The organism is Pseudoalteromonas sp. McH1-42 (assembly GCF_022347845.1).
GTDB classification, from domain to species: domain Bacteria; phylum Pseudomonadota; class Gammaproteobacteria; order Enterobacterales; family Alteromonadaceae; genus Pseudoalteromonas; species Pseudoalteromonas rubra_D.
Window position 1 is genome coordinate 104106 of the sequence record NZ_JAKRFU010000013.1, and the last position, 19731, is coordinate 123836.

Genomic DNA, 19731 nt, shown 5'->3' on the forward strand with positions numbered 1-19731 from the left:
ATTTCTTTACAGCCGCACGCACTCGCAAAGGTGCTACACCTTAATACAGCACCTCTGGCCAGACGCCTTAACATAGCGCCTGCTTATCGCTCACCAACCAGCCTATTGCAACCAGAAACAATAGCGGAATGGCAATCAGCACCGAGTTAAATAGTAATGCTAACACTAGCCCAATGAGCACAACTAATATCACGCCAAACAATCCTATGCTCAGCAATGCCAGTAAGGCAAAAACGGCGATCATCGCGACAAACAGGCTAAGCATTTCAATCCCGACCCAACTCACATCCAAAATGACCTCTGGCACACTAAACCAGGCCAAGGGAGAGGACACCCAGGAAAACGCCGATAACACAACCAAGCCAATCAATAAGATCAATGCCGCTTTCATAATGCCCCCTAAGTACGCTCCGACAGCATTATCCAGGCGATAAAGTACGCCATCGCAACTAACACAGGTGCTTTTAATGCCAACAACACTGTGATTAGGCGAACCAACCAGGTTGGCATATCCAGTCTGTTTGCCAGCTTGCTACATACCCCACCCAGTTTTTTACGAGGTGGTTGCGAGCGTGTTGTATTGTAATAAGTATCATGTTCTGTCATCAGAGTTCTCCTCATTGCTGCTACACCGGGTACGCTTCAGTTACCTGTGTTGCAAATGCCTAAGCCGGTTGATTTCTTTGTTTCAATTCAGCCAATGCCTTGTCCACCTGCTCTTCTCGAGCGAGGGTTTCCAGTGCCTGCCACTGTGCTTGCTCGTTACTGACCAGTTCATAACTGTCTACCTCAGCTTCTACCCGTTCAACCTTACGCTCCAAATGCTCAAAGCGGGTGAGGGCTGCCGCTATCGACTGTTGACCAGCCACACTGCGCGCTTTCAGCTGAGTGGTGGCAGTGTGCTCCCGGCGAGCCAGCTGCGCCTCTTTTTGTCGCAATTGGGCTAGTTTATTACTCAGCGATTGTGCATCTTGCTCTAATTTGTCGTAGACCTGTTGCAGCTGTGCTGCCTCCTCTTCAATTTGTTGCAGCGCCTGCTGACATGCTTGTTTTTCCATCAGTGCAGCCCGGGCCAAATCTTCGCGGTCTTTTTGCAAGGCATACTCAGCCTGCTGCTGCCACTGTTCAGCTTTTTTATTCACCGCTTGCTCTCGGCGCACCAACGCTTTTTGTTCACAGATCACCTGTACCACAGTACTGCGACACTCTGTCAGTGCCTCTTCCAGCTCAGTCAGTATCTGACGCTGATTTTTCTTGGGATCATCTGCTTTGTCGAGCAACGCATTGAACTCGGCTTTGATTAAATCTTCAATTCGATCGATTAAGGCCATGACAGGCTCCTTGAATAAGCTAATGTTGATTAACTTAGTCCAAGGTTTATGCCAAAATTCTCAATGACAAACAAATCAAAAGCTTAGCTAAAAAATTGAAAAGGTGGGAAGAGAAGTAAGAAAGAGAGGTTGGTCAAAAAAGCGCATAATTAGCTTTTTTGACCAAAACAAGAACTATAGTTCCGGAACAAAGGTCAGCGCTTTTTCCATGACACTGATATCGGCGCTTTTACCATGGCCATTTTCCGACAAGTGACGGCGGAAGCCGCGTGCCCCAGGTTGGTTCTGGAAAATCCCCAGCATATGGCGGGCAATATGCCAAAAGTTAGCCCCCTTCGACATCTCTGCTTCAATATAGTCATACATACTGCGGACCACCTGATGACGGGTCTGGGTAAACGCTGCAGCGCCATACAGAGCACAGTCAACTTCAGCGAGCATAAACGGGTTGCTGTAGGCTTCACGGCCTATCATCACGCCATCCAGATGTGCCAGATGGTGCTGACATTCTTCAATGGTTTTAACGCCGCCATTGATACTGATGTGCAGATCCGAATAATCCTGCTTAAGTTTGTACACGCGCGGATAATCGAGGGGCGGAATCTCACGATTTTCCTTAGGACTTAAACCCTGTAGCCAGGCTTTACGAGCATGAATAATAAAGTCATCACAGCCCGCTGCTTTTGAGGCGTCGATCAGGCGAGTCAAAAACTCATACGAATCCTGCTCATCAATACCAATCCGGGTTTTCACCGTAACCGGTATGGAGACTTCACTCTTCATTGCAGCAACACACTCAGCCACCAGCTCAGGCTCTGCCATCAAACAGGCGCCAAAGCGACCATTTTGTACTCTGTCTGATGGACAACCCACATTGAGGTTCACTTCATTATAGCCGTATTGCTCAGCACGCTTAGCACATTCAGCTAAGGCTTTGGGATCAGATCCACCCAGTTGCAGTGCCACTGGCATTTCGTGCTCACCAAAGTGCAAATAATCGCCTTTACCAAAGATGATGGCACCAGTGGTGATCATTTCGGTATACAGTACCGCATGCTTAGTTAGCTTACGATGAAAGGTCCGGCAATGGCGATCCGTCCAATCCAACATGGGTGCAACGGAAAAGCGACGAAATGCTGAATCGCCTGTATTTACTGCGCTTGTGCCTGAATTATCTGTATTTGTCATACTACCTCTGAAACGCCCGATTGAGCGGTTCCAAACCGCTACCAGCGTCAATAACCGAACCACATCCCAGCCCATGTTCTGCAAGTAAGGCGCAGCTTGTGGTCATCAAAATAGATAAGCCGAGAATTATACACGCTGTTGCGGGGAGTTTCATCCAGCGATGATGCCTTGAAGGGAGAAGCGGCCAAAACAGGCCGCTTTTTGAGGGTTACCCTTTATATCCGTGCGGGTTTTGGCTTTGCCAGCGCCAGGTGTCCTGCATCATTTCATCAATGCCGCGCTCAGCTCGCCAACCCAGCTCGTTAAACGCTTTTTCAGGTGCCGCATAACAGGCCGCGATGTCGCCATCACGACGCGGTTTAATTTCATAATTCACGGGTTTACCTGCCGCTTTTTCAAACGCTTTAACCATGTCGAGCACCGAATAACCATTACCTGTACCCAGATTAAAAATATGCGTCCCTACCTGAGCAGCAATCTTGTCCAACGCTTTGAGATGACCAATGGCAAGGTCTACAACATGAATGTAATCACGGATCCCCGTACCATCGTGTGTGTCATAGTCATTCCCAAAAACACCCAGCGTGTCTAACTTACCCACCGCAACCTGTGCAATATAAGGCAACAGGTTGTTCGGAATACCATTGGGATCTTCCCCTATCTGACCAGATATATGCGCTCCTACTGGGTTGAAATAACGCAAAATCGCAAATGCCCAGCGAGTATCTGACTTAGCTAAATCTTGTAGGATCATCTCCACCATCAGCTTAGAGGTACCATACGGGTTAGTCGTCCCTCCCACCGGGAAATCTTCACGAATAGGTAAGCTGGCCGGATCGCCATACACTGTCGCAGAAGAACTAAATACCAACTGAAATACGCCAGCATCGCGCATCGCATCCAGCAAGGTTAACGTTCCCTGGACATTATTTTGGTAATATTCAACCGGCTTCTGCACCGACTCACCTACCGCCTTTAATCCCGCAAAGTGGATCACCTGCTTTATCTGGTGCTGTGCAAAAACTCGGTCGAGAAATGCTTTGTCACAAATATCGCCCTGGTAAAACGTCGCGGTACGCCCAGTTAATGCCTCTACACGCTGCAAAGACTGCTGGGAGGAATTACATAAGTTATCGACAACAATCACTTCCTTGCCTTCACTAAGCAACTCCAGCACGGTATGCGAACCAATATACCCGGCACCACCGGTAACTAAGACGGTCATAGTAATTTTCCTAAAAATATATCTGTGTCCATTGTAATTGATCCCAACCAGTGTGTCAGTGTTTTGCACTCGATGGCGACCCTAGCTATGCCTGGTCACACACAAATACCAATCGCGCTCCTTGCTTGCTCAAGCGTGAAATCGTTCCAGGGCAATAGGCTGACAAATTTCGCCAAAGCAAGACCTTATCAGGGTTATCCAGATGTCGGGTATATATACGACCGGCAATGGCATAGGCAATCGTATTGTCATCAAACCAAGTGTAATAATGTACGCTACTTGGTAATGCAAAATGCGGTGTCACCGCCTGAGTTTGTGCATCGAAGCTGGCAAACCATTGCTGACCTTGTGAAGTATAAGTAAAACTATATAGATTCCGCGTAGCATTATAGGCCAGTGTGCGACCGATATCGCTGGCGACCAATTTGGGTAAATGCCCTTTTAAATCGGTGAATTGTAAAGTGTGCGGCTCACCAAGAATAAACATGACCAGTTGCTCATCCCTACCCCAAGCGTGATAACCGACCGGAGCAATGTGCTCAAACACACGCCGTGGTGATTGTGTCTCCGAAAATGGATAAAACCATAGCTTTTGCGAACCATCGGCTTCGACGACCACAGCAGAGAGGCCATCGTCAAAGGGATATATCGTGGGCGAGTATTCCGACACCGGCGTATTGGTCAGGTTTCGAGCCTCATGCGTGGCAAAATCGTAAAAAAACAGGTCGGTCTGGCCCCCGTTCGGGCTCTTTACCTGTTGGGTAAAATACACTCCATTGTCGACAACCAAAGGCTGGTTGTGATAACCATCAGCCGCGCTGATTGGCTTCACCGACAATGAGCCGGATTGCTCTTCAGCCAACCACAACTGCGAGGCCGGCATCGCCTTGAGTGTCCCCATAATGCCCCATAGTAACCCAGTGGCGATGATCTTTTGCAACAGTGTCATTGTGTTATATTCCTTGTTTTTTCAGCTATCATACCGAGCGACAGCAGGAACTCAATCATCACAATGCAACTCACCGCGAAATGCCTTGCGAATTTTCCCTTATCGAGTAACATCGAAAGGTGTTAATCGGAAGTTACGCTCAGTCCGTCTGAGCCAGGTAAGGGGACAAAATGTCTGCAAAGCATCCAATCATCGCGATCACGGGAAGTTCCGGTGCCGGCACCACAACCACCACGGCCGCGATAAAGCACATTTTTCGCAGCCTGGACGCCAAAGCTGAGATCGTCGAAGGTGATAGCTTTCATCGTTATACCCGCCCTGAAATGGACAAGCTCAAACGCGAAGCCCTGCAAGAAGGTAAACACCTGAGCTACTTTGGCCAGGAGGCCAATGACTTTGCCGCGCTAGAAGCGTTATTTGCGACTTATGGTCAGACCGGAACCGGCCAGGTCCGGCGCTATTTGCATACCTTTGATGATGCCGTACCGTATAACCAGCTACCCGGCACCTTTACGCCTTACCAGGAACTCGATAGCAATAGTGATATGCTGTTTTATGAAGGCCTGCATGGCGGCATAGTGACCGAAGAACATGATGTCGCCCATCATGTCGACCTGCTGATTGGCATGGTGCCGATTATTAACCTGGAGTGGATCCAAAAACTGATCCGCGATACGCACGAAAGAGGTCATTCTCGTGAGGCCGTTATGACCTCAATCGTGCGCAGTATGGATGATTACATTAACCATATTACGCCCCAGTTTTCACGTACCCATATTAATTTTCAACGCGTCCCTACCGTTGATACTTCTAACCCCTTTAGTGCCAAAGACATCCCCTCGCTGGATGAGAGCTTCGTAGTGATCCGTTTCAGGGATATCAAAGATGTCGACTTCCCCTATTACCTGCAGATGATCCAGGGCAGCTTTATGTCTCGCGTTAACACCCTGGTCGTGCCTGGCGGTAAAATGGGCCTGGCCATGGAGCTGGTATTAACTCCACTGATCAAAGACTTACTTACAAAAAAACGAGCTCTGGAGCAGATTGTCCCGCTGGACTTACCCGTTTAACGACGGCTTACACTTCACCGCTTGCGGGCTTTTCATGGGGTCGTTACACTAGCGATTTTTCAGGGCATCGCAAATGGCAGTTATTAAGATACTTGTCGGGTCTAAGAACCCAGTTAAAATCAATGCCGCAAGGCAGATATTCACGCAGTATTTTCCACAACACGATATTCAGTGTGAAGGCTTATCCGCGCCAAGCGGGGTTGCCGATCAGCCACTGGGGGAAGCCGATACGCTGCTGGGTGCCCAAAATCGTGTGCAATACCTGATTGACCAGCACGCCGCCGATTACTATTGTGCAATGGAAGGCGGTGCCCATCAGTTTTCCTATGGTCCTGCCACGTTTGCCTTTGTCGTCATATCCAATGGCCAGACTGAGAGCATTGGCCGCAGTGCTAACCTACCACTACCACAACGTATTTATGATGCGCTGCTGGTAGGAGAAGAATTAGGTCATGTCATGGACCGCATGTTCGATACCAACAACATTAAACAAAAAGGGGGCGCAATTGGGTTGCTGACCAATCATCTGGCAACCCGGGAAAGTGCCTACACCCAGGCTCTGTTGCTGGCGATGGCCCCCTTTAACCACGTAGAGCTATATTCATGAAATACTCCCATATTCTATTTGATGCCGATGAAACCCTGTTCAGTTTCAACGCCTTTCTGGGCCTTAAGGCCCTCTTCGCACGTTATGATGTCACGTTTAGCGAAGCCGATAACGCCGAATACCAGCGCGTCAACAAGCCTTTGTGGGTGCAGTATCAGAACGGCGAAATAGATGCCAAAACCCTGCAAGTAACACGCTTTCAGTTCTGGGCTGAACGTTTGAATGTATCCGCTGAAACCCTCAATTTGGGCTTTCTTGATGCCATGGCAGAATTGTGTAATCCGCTGCCTGGTGCCGCTGATCTGCTGCATGCCCTGCAAGGCAAAGCAACGCTGGCTATCATCACCAACGGGTTTACTGCCTTACAAGAGAAACGTCTGGCCCATACCGGGTTTAAAGACTACTTTCACAGCATCGTAATTTCTGAACAGGTGGGGGTGGCCAAACCCGATCCGAGCGTATTCGAGCATGCTTTATCACTGCTGGGAACGCCTGATAAGTCTCGGGTGCTAATGGTCGGGGATACCCCTGCCAGTGATGTACTGGGAGCCAATCGCTTTGGCATCGACAGTTGCTGGTTACGCCACCCAGGCGCTAAGTGCCCGCCGGAGATCACACCCACTTACGTCGTTGATAGCCTGGCGCAGCTACAGGCGCTATTGCTGGACCCGGAAACAAAAAAGGCAAGCTAAGCTTGCCTTTTTCACTCAATGCATAGCCAGAAGGTTATTGCGCATTGCGCTGACGCAACACCTCAAACAAACAGATCCCGGTGGCCACAGACACGTTGAGACTGGATACAGTACCAACCATCGGAATTTTTACCAGCACATCACAGTGCTCGCGGGTCAGACGGCGCATGCCATCGCCTTCAGCACCCATTACCACAGCAATAGGACCGGTAAGACTGGCATCAAACAATTCAGTGTCTGTCTCACCTGCGGTTCCAACTACCCAGACACCCACTTCTTTGATATCCCTGAGCGTGCGGGCCAGATTCGTCACCTGGATCAACGGTACGGTTTCCGCTGCGCCACACGCCACTTTGCGGGCCGTGCCATTTAGCTTGGCAGACTTATCTTTGGGTACAATCAGTGCGTGCGCACCAGCGGCATCGGCACTGCGCAAACAGGCACCGAGATTATGTGGATCTGTCACACCATCAAGGACTAAAAAGAACGGCGTCGATTCTCTGGCTAAGATCTCATCCAGGTCGCGCTCATTGAGTACACGGGCAGCTTTTACATTGGCAATGATCCCCTGATGCTGCTCACCATTGGCTTTATTATCCAACGCTTTCCGCTGCATAAATTGCACAGAAATACCAAACTTGCGTGCTTCATTGACGACCGCATTAAGACGTTTGTCGTCTCGTCCCTTAAGAGCATAGATCTCTAAAAAGCGCTCAGGGGTGGTGGATAGAATGGCTTCAATAGAATGGAAACCAAAAATTAATTCATTACTCAAAGTTATGCTCCCGCACTCGATTTGTTTCTTTTACGCGCGTTTTTACCAGGACGCTTTGCCTTAGTTTTGCTGGCACTTTTCTTGGTTTTCTTCTTACCGGTCAAAGTATCAGCTTGTTTGGCTTTTTTAGCCTTTCCTTTAGGTGTGGTCTTCTTAGCCTTTTTCGGTTTTTTGCCGTCGCTTTTAGCGGGTCTTGCGTCTTTGTCTGCTTTGCTGTCTTTTTTATCTTTGCTCGGGATCTTGCCGTCTTTCAACTGCGCACGCACACTTTTTCCGGCATTCTCTGTCGCCGCTTTACGACGCCGTCTGGCATACCGGTCTGGCACCGCCTCTTCGGCCAGCGCCAGATTAATACGTCGTTCATCCAGACTCACGGAGTTGACGACCACACTCAGCTTATCACCGAGTCTAAAGACACTCCGGCTGTGCTCCCCAATCAGGCAGTGTTTCGCGCCATCAAAATGGAAATATTCGTGACCCAGGTTACTGACATGGATCATGCCATCGATTTGTAACTCATCGAGCCTAACAAACAAACCAAAATTGGTGACCGATGAAATCACGCCAGTGAACTCATCACCCACGTGATCTTGCATAAACTCACACTTGAGCCAGTCCGCTACCTCACGAGTCGCATCATCGGCGCGACGTTCTGTCATTGAACATTGCTCACCGAGCTGATCCGCTTCATCACTTTCATACACATAAGCACCGGACACTTGTTGTCCCTGCTCCGCCAGGATCCCTTTAATCGCGCGATGCACCACCAGATCCGGATAACGTCGAATGGGCGAGGTGAAGTGTGCATACGCCTTCAGCGCAAGACCATAGTGACCAATGTTATCCGGTTGATATACAGCCTGTTTCATCGAGCGTAATAGCATGGTCTGGATCAGCTCCAGTTCCGGGCGCTCGCCCAGGCCAGCCAGGGCTTCAGTGATCTCCAAAGGCGTTGGCTCATGGCCCAGGGTGCTTTCGATCCCTAAGTCTTGCAAGAATAACCTGAACTGGCTGAGCTTTTCCGGATCAGGCTGATCATGGACCCGGAACAGCGCACTGGCTTCGTGTTTTTCCAGCAACCGTGCCGCCGACACATTGGCTAGGATCATACACTCTTCGATCAGTTTATGGGCATCATTACGCACCACAGGTACGATGGACTCAATTTTACGATGTGCGTTGAAGACAAAACGCGTCTCCAGGGTTTCGAACTCGATGGCACCACGCGCCTGACGCTCAGACTTCAGGGCCATATACATCTGGTGTAACTCGCTAATGTGTGGGTACAGCGCGCTATATTGCTCGCGCAAGACTTCATCGCCCTGCAACATCGCATGAACCTTAGTGTACGTCAGACGTGCGTGAGAATTCATTACTGCTTCGTAAAAACGGTAACCTGACAAACGGCCGGCTTCGGACACCGTCATTTCGGCCACCATACAGAGACGGTCCACTTGCGGGTTCAAAGAACATAAGCCATTCGACAGGACTTTGGGCAGCATAGGCACCACTTGCTCAGGGAAGTACACTGAATTCCCCCGAGAGATGGCTTCTTTATCCAGTGCACTGCCTTTAGACACATAGTGCGATACATCGGCAATAGCGACCCATAAACGCCAGCCACCTGACTTTTTGCGTTCACAGTAAACCGCATCATCGAAATCTCGGGCGTCTTCCCCGTCGATGGTGAGCAGTGGCAGATCGCGTAAATCAACCCGGCCAAGTTTATCCGGCTCGGCGACAAATTCCCCGTGCTCTGCGACCTGATCAAGCACCGCCTGCGGCCACTCATAAGGGATTTCGTGGTTTCGTAACGCGACCTCAATCTCCATACCCGGCGCCATATGGTCACCCAGTACTTCGGTCACCTTACCCACCGCATTCATTTGCTTGCTGGGGCTTTGGGTGATCTGAACCTGAACCATCTGGTTATGACGGGCACCATTTTCGCTGCCCGGCAGCACAATAATGTCCTGCGTCAGGCGTGGATCTTCAGGTACGACTACCGCCATGCCATGTTCGACAAAGAAGCGCCCGACTATCGGTGCACGTTCTTTTTCGAGCACCCGCACAATGCGTGCATCCACTTTACCACCTGAGCCTCGGGAACCTGCTTTCGCCAGCACCCAATCACCGTGCAATACTCTGTCCATCTGATACTTAGTGATAAACCAGTCTTTAGCTTCGCCTTCCACCTCCAAAAAGCCAAAGCCATCACGATGTCCAATTACCCGACCTTTGACCAGGCCATCATCCGTTGGGATCACGTAACATTTGAACTTGTTGAAAAACAGCTGACCATCACGCTCCATGGCTCTGAGGCGCCGTTTAAAGGCAATTTGTCGTTCATCTTCGAAGACTTTAAGGTCCTGACAAAGCTGATTGAAATTGGTTTTGTTATTGCTTTTTTGAATATGGTCAAGAATGAACTCACGGCTGGGCACCGGGTTATCGTATTTTTCTTGTTCTCGGCTGAGATAAGGATCCTGTTTAGACATTCACTGAGTATGTAGAGAAGTTATACCTGTATTCTAACGCAAATCCAGCCAATGGCCCACCTAACCTTACGCTTTTTCAAGCACTCTGGCATTCATACGTTGATGACAAGATTGCAGTGCCGAGGCACTTTGCTTGGCAAATTGATGCAATGCAGACCAGTCAATATCCCGCTCCTGTGCGGCACGACGGCGAGTCTGATGCAATGCCTGGCGCAATGCATATAACCCCAACTGCTCTACTTCGTGCTCCAGTTGTAAAAGCTTTTCTCGCAATGAATCATCGGACTGAATATCAGCCAGTCCACGAAGCTGAGCAAACTCATAATCCAGACGATCGCTCAAATATACGAGCCGTGAGGCAAACTCAGCGCGCACAGAAGATTCACTCAACTGACGCTCGACAAAGGTCAAATCTACGTAAGCAGCCTCCGTTGCTTCCAGACCGCTGCTATTCTGTTTTACAATACGCTCCAGCGCCTGTCTTAATGCAGTGACACGCAACGGCTTTTCCAGGCAGTCGAAAATTCCGGCTTGCTGATAAGCCTGCCGCGCTTGCTGATCTACATCGCCAGTCAGCGCCATCACAACAGGCGAGTGCGTCAGAGCAAGATCCGTAAAGCGTGTTTGATACCATTCTAAGCCATGGCCATCCGATAAATGCATGTCTAACAGCACCACATCAAACTGAGCTTGCAATAGTAGCTGCTCCGCATCCGCCAGGGTTTCCGCCAGTTGATAATCCAGCCCTAAATTGTCGAGATAACCACGCACTACTTCCCGGTTCAGGAGATTGTCCTCAATGACGAGTACAGACATATCTCCGAGTGTCGTTGGCTTACTATCGAAAGTGTCTGGTTGCTCCCCGAGTTGCGAGTTAACCTGCATTTCAAAGAAAAATTCACTCCCCTGCCCAGGCTCACTTTGCACTTCCAGATCGACCCCCATGTTTTCCAGTAGCTGCTTGCACAAGGCCAGGCCCACTCCGGCGCTATCAGCAATAGCGCGCGGCGCACCAAATGTGACAAAAGGTTCAAAGACCTGTTGTTGCTGAGCGCGACTCAGTCCTATGCCTGTATCTTTCACGGCAACCCGCAGTTGATGACGATTGGCACTCAGGGCGTAACCAAAAACGATCAGCTCAACCGAGCCGTGTTCCGTATACTTAATGGCATTAGAAAGCAGGTTTTTAATCACCAAAGTGAAGGGGTCTTTGTCTATCATGACCAGCAGATTGGCATCAACGCCTTGTATTGTCAGGGTTAGTTTCAGGTGTTTTTTCTCCGCCAGAGGCCTAAAAAAGCGGATCTGCTCCTTCAGGTGTGTCGCGAGATTGACTGGCTCCACTATGGTATTGGGCACAGCCCCCCGCGCCTGCAGCAAAATTTGATTTGCCAGATCCGACATCGACATGGCGGTGGCAATAATCACATCACAAAACTGCCCATGCTGCTGCGGTTCCCTGGGTACCCGTTTAAGTAACTCCGCATGACCAACGATGGCGTTTAAGGGCGTTCTGAGTTCGTGGCTGAGTAACGTCAAAGAGCGCTCTTTGTGCTGCGCAGCAAGTTCTGCGCGATGGCGCAATTCATGTAATTCCTGTTCACGTCGCCCGCTGCACAGTAAGCACAAGGAAAAACACAAAATCAGAGGCATAACGATAACGGACACGGAGAAAAACTGATTTACCCAGTTATTGGTAATCAGGCTGTCATGCTGCGTGTAATGATGGAGCATCAATAAACGCACCGTAAACACGATAAACAGACAGACACAGGCCAGTGCAAATGCCCAGTGTGCTGGCGAAAAACTTTGCCACTGACGCCTTTGACCCAACCACAAAGCGCGCAGGCACAGAATCATGCTCAGCGCCCAGCCCATGTAATTTAAAATCACCCTGGCGATAAAATTAGCGTCAAGGTATGTGTAATACACGTAGCCCGGAAAAAAGATCCCTGCCAGTAGCCACCAGGGCCAGCTCAACCGGGGGACTGAGAAAAACTGTTCACTGCCGCGACTCAAACAATATAAGCCAATAAAGATCAGACAATTTGAGACAAAAATGGTCCAGGTCACGGACAAAGAAAATGAGGCGATGAAGATGCAACCAAATGCAGTACAGACTGAAAAGCTGGCCCATAAACGGGTTCCCAGCAAACGGCGATGAATAAACCAGTTAACCAGCATAAACAGCGCACACACGCATGACGTCAAAGCCAGGATCTGTAAAAGTTGTTTCGGATCGCCCATACCGCATCAAACATCGTCGTAAAGAACTACTAGTATAGTATTAATTTTATGCTAGCCGGAAGCAAAATCTAATCCATCTAACATTACACGGGATTACACCTCACCCTTTACTCTTAAAAAATCACACTAAAGCAAGCCGATCCAACGTATCGGATCATCTTTTCGGCTGTCATAAGGCTTTAGCGACAACCGCCTAACATGATAAGCTGATGAAAAACTTACCGAGTTCGCTATGCGTCCCGAACAATCCTCCCTCATTAATTTGCATCTGGCAGTGCTGCTGTTTGGTGGTACCGCGTTATTTTCCAAGTTAATCTCTCTTTCTGCACTGGACATCACTGTGTATCGCACCGCCATCGCCTTTATCACTCTGGCGTGCATTCTCAAGTTTAAAGGCAGTGTATTCAAACTCAGGGAAACCAAAGACTACGCCATTGTCGTACTGTTGGGTGTCTGTGTCGGGCTACATTGGGTGACTTACTTTGCTGCGATGCAAATGGCCGGGATAGCTGTCGGGGTCATTGCCTTTTTTACATATCCGGTGATCACTGTGCTGCTTGAGCCCCTTTTTTTCAAAGGTAACATTAAACGCAAAGATATCTTTACAGCGGCGGTGGTAATGTGTGGTATTTATTTACTGGTGCCGGGCAGCGATCCAGGTAATCAAATCACTTTGGGCATAGCAACCGGAGTGTTTTCCGGGGCACTCTTTGCACTTAGAAATTTACTTCAGAAGAAACTTTTTTCCAGTTACGGCGGGCCACACACCATGTTTTATCAGACCCTGGTTGCCAGCCTCATGCTATGTGCCTTTGTTGAAGTGCCCCCCTCCGATTTAAGTACTGAAAACCTGTTCCTGATTGTCCTGGCTGGGTGTATTTTTACTGCAATCCCCCATGCGCTATTTGCGTCCAGTTTGCGTTACTTATCAGCCACTACCGCGGGGCTGATTTCTTGCTTACAGCCCTTGTATGCGACCGTGTTGGCTTATATGCTGTTGGCAGAAACCATAACACTCTCCACGCTGGCAGGAGGCATACTGGTAGTCAGTGCTGCCTGCTATGAGACGTGGTCGATCACAAGGAATAAGCTATGATCCAAGTTTTTGCACACCGAGGTGCCAGTGGAAATTACCCCGAAAACTCTCTCAGTGCCATTCAGGCTGCACTGGAGGTGGGCGTCGACGGCATAGAACTCGATGTGCAAAGTTGTCTGGATGATTACGCCATCATTCATGATACCTGGCTGGATCGCACCACCAACGGCCGGGGCAAGGTTAACGAAACCAGTCGTGAGCAGCTGTCTCTGTTAAGACTCAGTAACAACGAGCCCGTACCGACACTACAACAAGTGCTGGATACAATCGGCCAACAAACCACTATTAACCTGGAACTCAAACATACCTTCAGCCTGGATAAGTTTGTTGCCACCATAGAAGACAATGTACAGCGTGGGGTGATAGCTCGCCATCAACTGCTCTTGTCCTCTTTTGATCACCATCAGTTGTTATGGCTCAAGCAAAAGCTGCCCTGGGTCAGGATCGGGGCACTGACCGCTTCTATTCCGCTTACATTTGCCCAGTTTGCCCAGCAACTTCATGCTGAAAGCATCCATATGGACAAAAACTTCATTAACCATGAATTTGTTCAGGATGCCAAACAACGCGGCCTTAAAGTCCTGGCTTACACTGTCGATAAAGCAAAAGACATTGAATTAATGTTAGATTATGGCGTAGACGGCATATTCAGTAACTACCCCTGTTACGCAAAAATGGTCGTGCAACAACAACTCAACCATACATCTGAGGTCGATTGACAGAGCTGACCATATGCTGGATTATGCCGCTTGCTAAAATAAATTGCTTAACCTGTAAACAGTTGCACCTGCCAGGTTTACTCTATACTGTATGCTAAACGGCACAGTGAAGAGCCTAATATGAGTTTGTACATGCGCATCTATAATTTGATCGAAGAATCTTTGTTCTTCACCCTGACCCGCAAGATTTTTGGCAATCTGGGGTTTTTGTTAGTTTTTCAAATCATCACATTAGTGTGGCTGCACAGTGAACAGGCTGAGCAAAGCAGCTCTACCGGGGTTTTCTGGTTACTGGCTTTGATATCGGTTGGCGCCTTTATCTTCACCTTTTTCTATATGCGCTACCTGATTGTCCGCCCAGTACAGGCTATGCGCGACACGCTAGAACAGATCAACCGTCAGGACGGCGATCTCACTGCCAGACTGCCACAATTCACGTATGACGAATTCCGTGACCTCAGCGAGCAATACAATACCTTTACGCAGCATCTGAGCGAGTTGCTGGCTGCGACCTATCAAAGCGCCGAAGCGGCGAACCGCAGCAATCAGCAGGTCACCGACTCCATGAAGCAAACCGCTTTACTGGGTAGTCAACAAATAGATCAGGGCGACACCATTATCGCAGCCAGCGATCAGGTTACGCATAGCCTGCAAAGCATAGTGCACAACACCGATCAGGTTTATCAGGCCAATACAGAAAGTCTGCATTTTGTGCGTGGCTCTTCACAATCGTTGAGTACCCTGGTTAAAGAGGTTCAGCAAATTACCCACCTGTTGGGCAGCTTTTCATCCACCGTTGCCGGATTAAAAGAAAACAGTGAGAACATTCGCAGTATTTTGAAAATGGTCGAAGAGTTCTCCGATCAGACCAACTTGTTAGCGCTCAATGCCGCCATTGAAGCAGCACGAGCTGGAGAAGCGGGTCGTGGTTTTGCCGTGGTGGCCGATGAAGTGCGCAATCTGTCGGTCAAAGTTAACGATGCCACCCGTCAGATCAGTGATTTTATTAACCAAATGGATGTGTTAGTGGGCGAGACTCATCAGGAATCAGAACAACTGATAGATCATTCCAGCTCTGCAGAACAGGCCATCCGCACCACCTCTCAGGGGTTTGCCGATATGTCTGAGGACTTTGAGCGCAACCAGTCCCAGTTGGAAGAAATTGTCAGTGCCGTCCATCAGCTTGAATCAACTCAGCAGCACACCCACGAGTCAGTACACCGCATTGTTGAGCTCGGCCAATCCGCCAAATCACAGATTGATGCAGCATTACAAGATTGTCAGGATGCACAGCAGCGCTCCACGCAAACCCAGCAGGAACTCAAACGCTTCGTCTGAGGGCCTGCTCAGGTCCCGGCTTACGCCCTGTCGACGTCAAATGCTATCACTTCTTTAAGCTGTTTCTTTCCGGTCGCCAGCATCACCAGACGATCGACCCCTAATGCAACGCCGGCGCAGGCCGGTAATCCTTGTGTCAGCGCAGCCAAAAAGCGCGCATCTTTGGCCACAGGGGCCAGCCCCATCGCTATGCGCTGCGCATTATCTTCATCAAAGCGGGCACTTTGCTCAACGCCGTCGGTTAATTCGTTAAAGCCATTGGCCAACTCCATACCACGATAATAGAGTTCAAACCGACCAGCGACTCTGGGATCCTTATCATTGAGTTGCGCCAGCGCAGCCTGAGAAGCAGGAAAATGGTAGACAAAACAGGGCGCCTGCAGGCCAATCAAAGGTTCAATCTCCATACAAAACAGCAATTGCAGCAGCGTATCACGATGTTGCTCTTGCTCAGCAACGTGCGCATGGCCACGCTGGCTGGCCAGTTGCCTCAATTCCTCCATTGAGGCACTCAGCGGGTCCAGGCCCAGATGGGTAATAAAGGCCTGCTGATAGCTCAATGACTCGGCTTCAGGGCAACCCAGGATGGCCTGCATCAAGTCATTGACTTCCGTCATGAGCCTAAACTCATCGAACCCGGGTCGATACCATTCCAGCATCGTAAACTCAGGGTTGTGATGTCGGCCAGATTCTTCATTTCGAAAGGCTTTGCCAACCTGGTAAATTGCGCCACTGCCCGCCGCTAACAGGCGCTTCATGGCAAACTCAGGTGAGGTTTGCAGATATAACGGCGTGCCAGTGGCGTGACCCGGGCCGACAAAGGTGGTTGCGAACGACGCAAGATGTACATCCGTCACCGAAGCTTGTGACAGACTGGGGGTTTCGACTTCCAATACCTCACGCTCAGCGAAGAAAGTGCGAATTTTAGCGAGGATCCCGGCACGCTGACGCAAAGTATCAATACTGGCACTGGGTGCCCAAACAATATCAGAGACCGGATCAGGCGCTGAATGACTCATAATAACTCCAGACAAAAAATCCCGGCAATAGCCGGGATCTATAGGTAACTTGTCAGTCCCAGTCCGCTTGATTTAAGCGCGGCCAGGCCACAAAGTATATTCGCTTACTTTACACGACTCACATATTCGCCGCTGCGCGTATCTACTTTGATCACTTCACCAATTTGTACAAACAGAGGTACGCGTACCACAGCACCTGTGCTCAATGTCGCAGGCTTACCACCGGTACCGGCTGTATCGCCTTTCAGGCCAGGATCTGTTTCTGTGATTTCCAGCTCGACGAAGTTAGGTGGAGTAACGGCAATGGGGTTACCGTTCCAAAGCGTGATAGTACATACATCGTTTTCAACCAACCATTTTACCGCTTCACCCAGTGCTTTTTCATCTGCCGCGATCTGCTCAAAGGTTTCGTTGTTCATAAAGTGCCAGAACTCACCATCTGTGTACAGATAAGCCAGATCTGTGTCCATGACGTCCGCACCTTCAACCGATTCACCAGACTTAAAAGTTTTCTCTAAAACTTTACCTGAGATCAGCTTACGGATCTTAACGCGGTTAAACGCCTGGCCCTTACCGGGCTTGACCACTTCATTTTCCAGGATGGAGCAAGGTTCTCCATCGATCATAATTTTTAGGCCGCCCTTGAATTCGTTGGTGCTATAATTCGCCATCGTATCCTCTAATCTTTGTATTTCGAGTAATAAACCCGCTAATGATACAAATAAATGAAGTAAATTTGCAGACTAACTGGCAAAAAGAATTGGCGAATGTCGTCACCAGTGCGGATGAGTTGCTCAGGCTGGTTGGCCTGGAGAACCATTTTAGTGAACAGGACTTAGCCGCTAAACGTTTGTTTCCACTAAGAGTTCCACGCCCCTTCATCGCTAAAATGCGTTATGGAGATGCACAGGATCCCTTACTGCTGCAAGTGCTCCCTCAGCATCAGGAATTCCTGGCCAAAGCCGGTTTTAACAAAGATCCGCTCGACGAACAGCAGGCTGCGCTGCCCGGGCTACTACATAAATACCGTTCCAGAGTGCTGTTAATGCTGAAAACCGGCTGTGCAGTAAACTGCCGTTACTGCTTTCGTCGCCATTTTCCGTATCAGGATAATCAGCTCAACAAGCGCGCTTTGCAGCCAGTTTTCGATTATCTGAATGCACACCCTGAGATAAATGAGGTCATTTTAAGTGGTGGCGATCCGCTGATGGCCAAAGATGACATGCTGGCTTGGCTGCTTGAGCAGCTCAGTGATATTCCCCATCTGACACGCCTGAGAATACACACCCGATTACCTGTGGTGATCCCAGCCAGAGTGACAGATACACTGTGCGAAACCCTGAGTCATAGTCGCCTGAAACCCGTGCTGGTCAACCACATTAATCATGCCAATGAAATAGATGTGCACTTTTCAGCGGCCATGCAAAAGCTGCGACGCGCTGGGGTGATGTTGTTAAACCAGGCAGTCTTATTGAAAGGAATTAACGACACTCTGGATGCACAACAAGCACTGAGTGAGGCGCTATTTAGCGCGGATGTATTACCTTACTACCTGCATGTGCTGGATAAAGTGGAAGGTGCGAGTCACTTTGATGTGACGGAGCAAACCGCTATTTCGCTCATGCATGACTTGCTCGAAGCGCTCCCCGGGTTTTTGGTACCCAAATTGGTAAGAGAAATCGGCGGCGAACCAAGTAAGACGCCGATTGATTTGGGACTGAGCCCAGCCTGATACTGCACATAAGCAAAATGCTTACATATTCAAGTCGGGCGCAATCTATCAGCGCCTACACGTAGACGTTGATATTGTTGCCCATAGTGGCCGTGGTTGATTTTGCTGGTGCTGAATTACCAGCAGACTCAATTAAGGCCAGGGCGGCTTGTCCATCTGCTTTTTGCTGCTTTTTGGCTAGCTGCGCGCTCATTACTTCGCCGCTTTGCCCCGTCCCAGACATAGCAGGTAGGTTACTTCCGGATATATTCATAAGCTTATACCTGACAAGATTGATGGATCCAAGTACAATATCGGCCAATTCCCGTAAGTCTTTAGGAAAAATATGCAAGCCGTTATCGAAAAGCTGAATGAAAATCTAAAACTCGTTTACCGTCAAGCACTTGATGCCGATAAAAAATTAGACGAACTACAGCAGCAAGGTCACGGAAAATTCCAGGCGCTATTTCCTGAAGACGCCGGCTTTGATTTTGCCGCCAAACGTTTCAAGCCTTACGTGCTTGATGTTGCAGCGGACGTCGAAGCATTGGGTCAGGCGCAGCAGCTAGACGAGGCGCAACTGAAAAAGGCAGTCTTCAAGCTACAACAGCTGATCCAATTACTTGCGACTTTCAAGTAAGTGCATGTAAGTTCGGCAATGGCAGCATCATCCTTGCTCTTTTGCCGCAATCTCATTTTTGTACCACGCACTTAGCAGTCGTTTGTCGTAGTAAAACTCACTGTCTCGTCCCGTTCGCACCCGATCCATAAAAGACAGATCTTTCAGCACCTTCTCCTGCGCCTGTGCCACAACTGCGCCATTATTATCGGTCAGCGTATAGCTTATCTTAAGGCGTGGGAAGAAAATGGGCTTCACAATACGAATATCATGCATGTTGAAGCGCACATCACCCGCCAGATCAATATCATCAAAAGTGATATTTAGCTGGTAGCCATCAGGTGCCTTGGCCATCAACTTACTCAGGTGCTTTTCAAATTGTGAGGCAATCCGTTTGTGATAGCCCGCTTTACTTTCATTGGCCGGTACCACATCACGATAATCATTAAAGTCTCGCCACGTGACATTCGCTTCTCCTGCCAGCGCAGCCAACGGACTCAAGCAAACTAGCGTAATTACATGTAAACATTTCATGGTCTTCTCCTCACGATTGCCAACCCATCTGCGGTCGCATTGATACATTCAACCTCTAAATAGTCTGCATTTTTTGCTGAACGCGCAATGAAAGGTAACATTTGACGACAAAT

The 19731-nt window shown here is 49.2% G+C and carries 21 protein-coding genes; 8 read left to right on the forward strand and 13 right to left on the reverse strand.

Annotated features, from left to right (window positions below):
* Positions 1-67 precede the first annotated feature (67 nt).
* From MHN31_RS13240 to MHN31_RS13265, 6 genes are all read right to left on the reverse strand, one after another.
* Positions 68-391, reverse strand: coding sequence for a hypothetical protein (locus tag MHN31_RS13240; protein WP_125558871.1), 324 nt, complete (start codon positions 389-391; stop codon positions 68-70).
* 8 nt (positions 392-399) lie between these two features.
* On the reverse strand, positions 400-606 hold the full coding sequence (locus MHN31_RS13245) for a PspC domain-containing protein (protein WP_125558869.1): 207 nt from the start codon (positions 604-606) through the stop codon (positions 400-402).
* A gap of 59 nt (positions 607-665) precedes the next feature.
* Positions 666-1331 (reverse strand): PspA/IM30 family protein, encoded by a 666-nt coding sequence (locus tag MHN31_RS13250; protein ID WP_125558867.1) that lies wholly within the window; start codon positions 1329-1331, stop codon positions 666-668.
* Positions 1332-1505: 174 nt separating this feature from the next.
* Positions 1506-2519 carry a tRNA dihydrouridine(20/20a) synthase DusA gene (gene dusA / locus MHN31_RS13255; protein WP_125558865.1) on the reverse strand — a complete coding sequence of 338 codons (1014 nt, stop codon included), beginning with the start codon at positions 2517-2519 and terminating at the stop codon, positions 1506-1508.
* Positions 2520-2727: 208 nt separating this feature from the next.
* A complete protein-coding gene (gene galE / locus MHN31_RS13260; RefSeq protein ID WP_194867500.1) occupies positions 2728-3744 on the reverse strand; it encodes a UDP-glucose 4-epimerase GalE in 1017 nt (338 codons plus the stop codon).
* 85 nt (positions 3745-3829) lie between these two features.
* On the reverse strand, positions 3830-4693 hold the full coding sequence (locus MHN31_RS13265) for a hypothetical protein (protein ID WP_194867499.1): 864 nt from the start codon (positions 4691-4693) through the stop codon (positions 3830-3832).
* A 170-nt stretch (positions 4694-4863) separates the two neighbouring features.
* On the opposite strand from MHN31_RS13265, the gene MHN31_RS13270 reads away from it, so the two are divergent.
* From MHN31_RS13270 to yjjG, 3 genes are all read left to right on the forward strand, one after another.
* The gene (locus MHN31_RS13270; RefSeq protein WP_010383702.1) at positions 4864-5763 is read left to right on the forward strand and encodes a phosphoribulokinase; all 900 of its coding nucleotides are present in this window, start codon (positions 4864-4866) and stop codon (positions 5761-5763) included.
* 73 nt (positions 5764-5836) lie between these two features.
* On the forward strand, positions 5837-6370 hold the full coding sequence (gene yjjX / locus MHN31_RS13275) for an inosine/xanthosine triphosphatase (protein WP_239444468.1): 534 nt from the start codon (positions 5837-5839) through the stop codon (positions 6368-6370).
* The gene (yjjG, locus tag MHN31_RS13280; protein WP_239444469.1) at positions 6367-7062 is read left to right on the forward strand and encodes a pyrimidine 5'-nucleotidase; all 696 of its coding nucleotides are present in this window, start codon (positions 6367-6369) and stop codon (positions 7060-7062) included. Before yjjX ends, yjjG begins: the two co-directional genes overlap by 4 nt.
* Before the next feature lie 34 nt (positions 7063-7096).
* On the opposite strand, the gene rlmB is transcribed toward yjjG, so the two are convergent.
* The 3 genes from rlmB to MHN31_RS13295 all read right to left on the reverse strand — a co-directional run bounded on the left by rlmB (position 7097) and on the right by MHN31_RS13295 (position 12582).
* On the reverse strand, positions 7097-7837 hold the full coding sequence (gene rlmB, locus MHN31_RS13285; protein WP_239444470.1) for a 23S rRNA (guanosine(2251)-2'-O)-methyltransferase RlmB: 741 nt from the start codon (positions 7835-7837) through the stop codon (positions 7097-7099).
* Positions 7838-7839: 2 nt separating this feature from the next.
* On the reverse strand, positions 7840-10335 hold the full coding sequence (rnr, locus tag MHN31_RS13290; protein WP_239444471.1) for a ribonuclease R: 2496 nt from the start codon (positions 10333-10335) through the stop codon (positions 7840-7842).
* Positions 10336-10401: 66 nt separating this feature from the next.
* Positions 10402-12582, reverse strand: a complete 2181-nt coding sequence (locus tag MHN31_RS13295) for an ATP-binding protein (RefSeq protein ID WP_239444472.1) — start codon at positions 12580-12582, stop codon at positions 10402-10404.
* A 232-nt stretch (positions 12583-12814) separates the two neighbouring features.
* Between MHN31_RS13295 and MHN31_RS13300 the strand changes: the two genes are divergently transcribed.
* The 3 genes from MHN31_RS13300 to MHN31_RS13310 all read left to right on the forward strand — a co-directional run bounded on the left by MHN31_RS13300 (position 12815) and on the right by MHN31_RS13310 (position 15735).
* Positions 12815-13678: a DMT family transporter gene (locus tag MHN31_RS13300; protein WP_125558855.1), complete on the forward strand. Its 864-nt coding sequence runs from the start codon at positions 12815-12817 to the stop codon at positions 13676-13678.
* On the forward strand, positions 13675-14397 hold the full coding sequence (locus MHN31_RS13305) for a glycerophosphodiester phosphodiesterase family protein (RefSeq protein ID WP_138537381.1): 723 nt from the start codon (positions 13675-13677) through the stop codon (positions 14395-14397). The genes MHN31_RS13300 and MHN31_RS13305 overlap by 4 nt, the downstream gene beginning before the upstream one ends.
* 120 nt (positions 14398-14517) lie before the next feature.
* Positions 14518-15735 carry a methyl-accepting chemotaxis protein gene (locus MHN31_RS13310; RefSeq protein ID WP_239444473.1) on the forward strand — a complete coding sequence of 406 codons (1218 nt, stop codon included), beginning with the start codon at positions 14518-14520 and terminating at the stop codon, positions 15733-15735.
* Positions 15736-15755: 20 nt separating this feature from the next.
* Here MHN31_RS13310 and epmA read toward each other — a convergent pair whose 3' ends face one another.
* Both epmA and efp read right to left on the reverse strand, forming a co-directional pair.
* Entirely contained in the window at positions 15756-16754 is a 999-nt protein-coding gene (epmA, locus tag MHN31_RS13315) for an elongation factor P--(R)-beta-lysine ligase (RefSeq protein ID WP_239444474.1), read from the reverse strand.
* Positions 16755-16858: 104 nt separating this feature from the next.
* The gene (efp, locus tag MHN31_RS13320) at positions 16859-17425 is read right to left on the reverse strand and encodes an elongation factor P (RefSeq protein WP_010383714.1); all 567 of its coding nucleotides are present in this window, start codon (positions 17423-17425) and stop codon (positions 16859-16861) included.
* 41 nt (positions 17426-17466) lie between these two features.
* Between efp and epmB the strand changes: the two genes are divergently transcribed.
* Positions 17467-18486 carry an EF-P beta-lysylation protein EpmB gene (epmB, locus tag MHN31_RS13325; protein WP_239444475.1) on the forward strand — a complete coding sequence of 340 codons (1020 nt, stop codon included), beginning with the start codon at positions 17467-17469 and terminating at the stop codon, positions 18484-18486.
* 55 nt (positions 18487-18541) lie between these two features.
* Here the strand turns inward: epmB and MHN31_RS13330 are convergent, their stop codons facing one another.
* Positions 18542-18739: a hypothetical protein gene (locus MHN31_RS13330; RefSeq protein ID WP_040644570.1), complete on the reverse strand. Its 198-nt coding sequence runs from the start codon at positions 18737-18739 to the stop codon at positions 18542-18544.
* A gap of 72 nt (positions 18740-18811) precedes the next feature.
* Between MHN31_RS13330 and MHN31_RS13335 the strand changes: the two genes are divergently transcribed.
* Positions 18812-19105, forward strand: coding sequence for a hypothetical protein (locus MHN31_RS13335; RefSeq protein WP_010383718.1), 294 nt, complete (start codon positions 18812-18814; stop codon positions 19103-19105).
* A gap of 27 nt (positions 19106-19132) precedes the next feature.
* On the opposite strand, the gene MHN31_RS13340 is transcribed toward MHN31_RS13335, so the two are convergent.
* Positions 19133-19618, reverse strand: coding sequence for a DUF3016 domain-containing protein (locus MHN31_RS13340; RefSeq protein WP_010383719.1), 486 nt, complete (start codon positions 19616-19618; stop codon positions 19133-19135).
* Positions 19619-19731: the final 113 nt, after the last annotated feature.

Bases quoted from the DNA above. Each gene is read 5' to 3' on its own strand.
- MHN31_RS13240 (WP_125558871.1), bottom strand. From the start codon at position 391: ATGAAAGCGGCATTGATCTTATTGATTGGCTTGGTTGTGTTATCGGCG.
- MHN31_RS13245 (WP_125558869.1), bottom strand. From the start codon at position 606: ATGACAGAACATGATACTTATTACAATACAACACGCTCGCAACCACCT.
- MHN31_RS13250 (WP_125558867.1), bottom strand. From the start codon at position 1,331: ATGGCCTTAATCGATCGAATTGAAGATTTAATCAAAGCCGAGTTCAAT.
- dusA (WP_125558865.1), bottom strand. From the start codon at position 2,519: ATGACAAATACAGATAATTCAGGCACAAGCGCAGTAAATACAGGCGAT.
- galE (WP_194867500.1), bottom strand. From the start codon at position 3,744: ATGACCGTCTTAGTTACCGGTGGTGCCGGGTATATTGGTTCGCATACC.
- MHN31_RS13265 (WP_194867499.1), bottom strand. From the start codon at position 4,693: ATGACACTGTTGCAAAAGATCATCGCCACTGGGTTACTATGGGGCATT.
- MHN31_RS13270 (WP_010383702.1), top strand. From the start codon at position 4,864: ATGTCTGCAAAGCATCCAATCATCGCGATCACGGGAAGTTCCGGTGCC.
- yjjX (WP_239444468.1), top strand. From the start codon at position 5,837: ATGGCAGTTATTAAGATACTTGTCGGGTCTAAGAACCCAGTTAAAATC.
- yjjG (WP_239444469.1), top strand. From the start codon at position 6,367: ATGAAATACTCCCATATTCTATTTGATGCCGATGAAACCCTGTTCAGT.
- rnr (WP_239444471.1), bottom strand. From the start codon at position 10,335: ATGTCTAAACAGGATCCTTATCTCAGCCGAGAACAAGAAAAATACGAT.
- MHN31_RS13295 (WP_239444472.1), bottom strand. From the start codon at position 12,582: ATGGGCGATCCGAAACAACTTTTACAGATCCTGGCTTTGACGTCATGC.
- MHN31_RS13300 (WP_125558855.1), top strand. From the start codon at position 12,815: ATGCGTCCCGAACAATCCTCCCTCATTAATTTGCATCTGGCAGTGCTG.
- MHN31_RS13305 (WP_138537381.1), top strand. From the start codon at position 13,675: ATGATCCAAGTTTTTGCACACCGAGGTGCCAGTGGAAATTACCCCGAA.
- MHN31_RS13310 (WP_239444473.1), top strand. From the start codon at position 14,518: ATGAGTTTGTACATGCGCATCTATAATTTGATCGAAGAATCTTTGTTC.
- epmA (WP_239444474.1), bottom strand. From the start codon at position 16,754: ATGAGTCATTCAGCGCCTGATCCGGTCTCTGATATTGTTTGGGCACCC.
- efp (WP_010383714.1), bottom strand. From the start codon at position 17,425: ATGGCGAATTATAGCACCAACGAATTCAAGGGCGGCCTAAAAATTATG.
- epmB (WP_239444475.1), top strand. From the start codon at position 17,467: ATGATACAAATAAATGAAGTAAATTTGCAGACTAACTGGCAAAAAGAA.
- MHN31_RS13330 (WP_040644570.1), bottom strand. From the start codon at position 18,739: ATGAATATATCCGGAAGTAACCTACCTGCTATGTCTGGGACGGGGCAA.
- MHN31_RS13335 (WP_010383718.1), top strand. From the start codon at position 18,812: ATGCAAGCCGTTATCGAAAAGCTGAATGAAAATCTAAAACTCGTTTAC.
- MHN31_RS13340 (WP_010383719.1), bottom strand. From the start codon at position 19,618: ATGAAATGTTTACATGTAATTACGCTAGTTTGCTTGAGTCCGTTGGCT.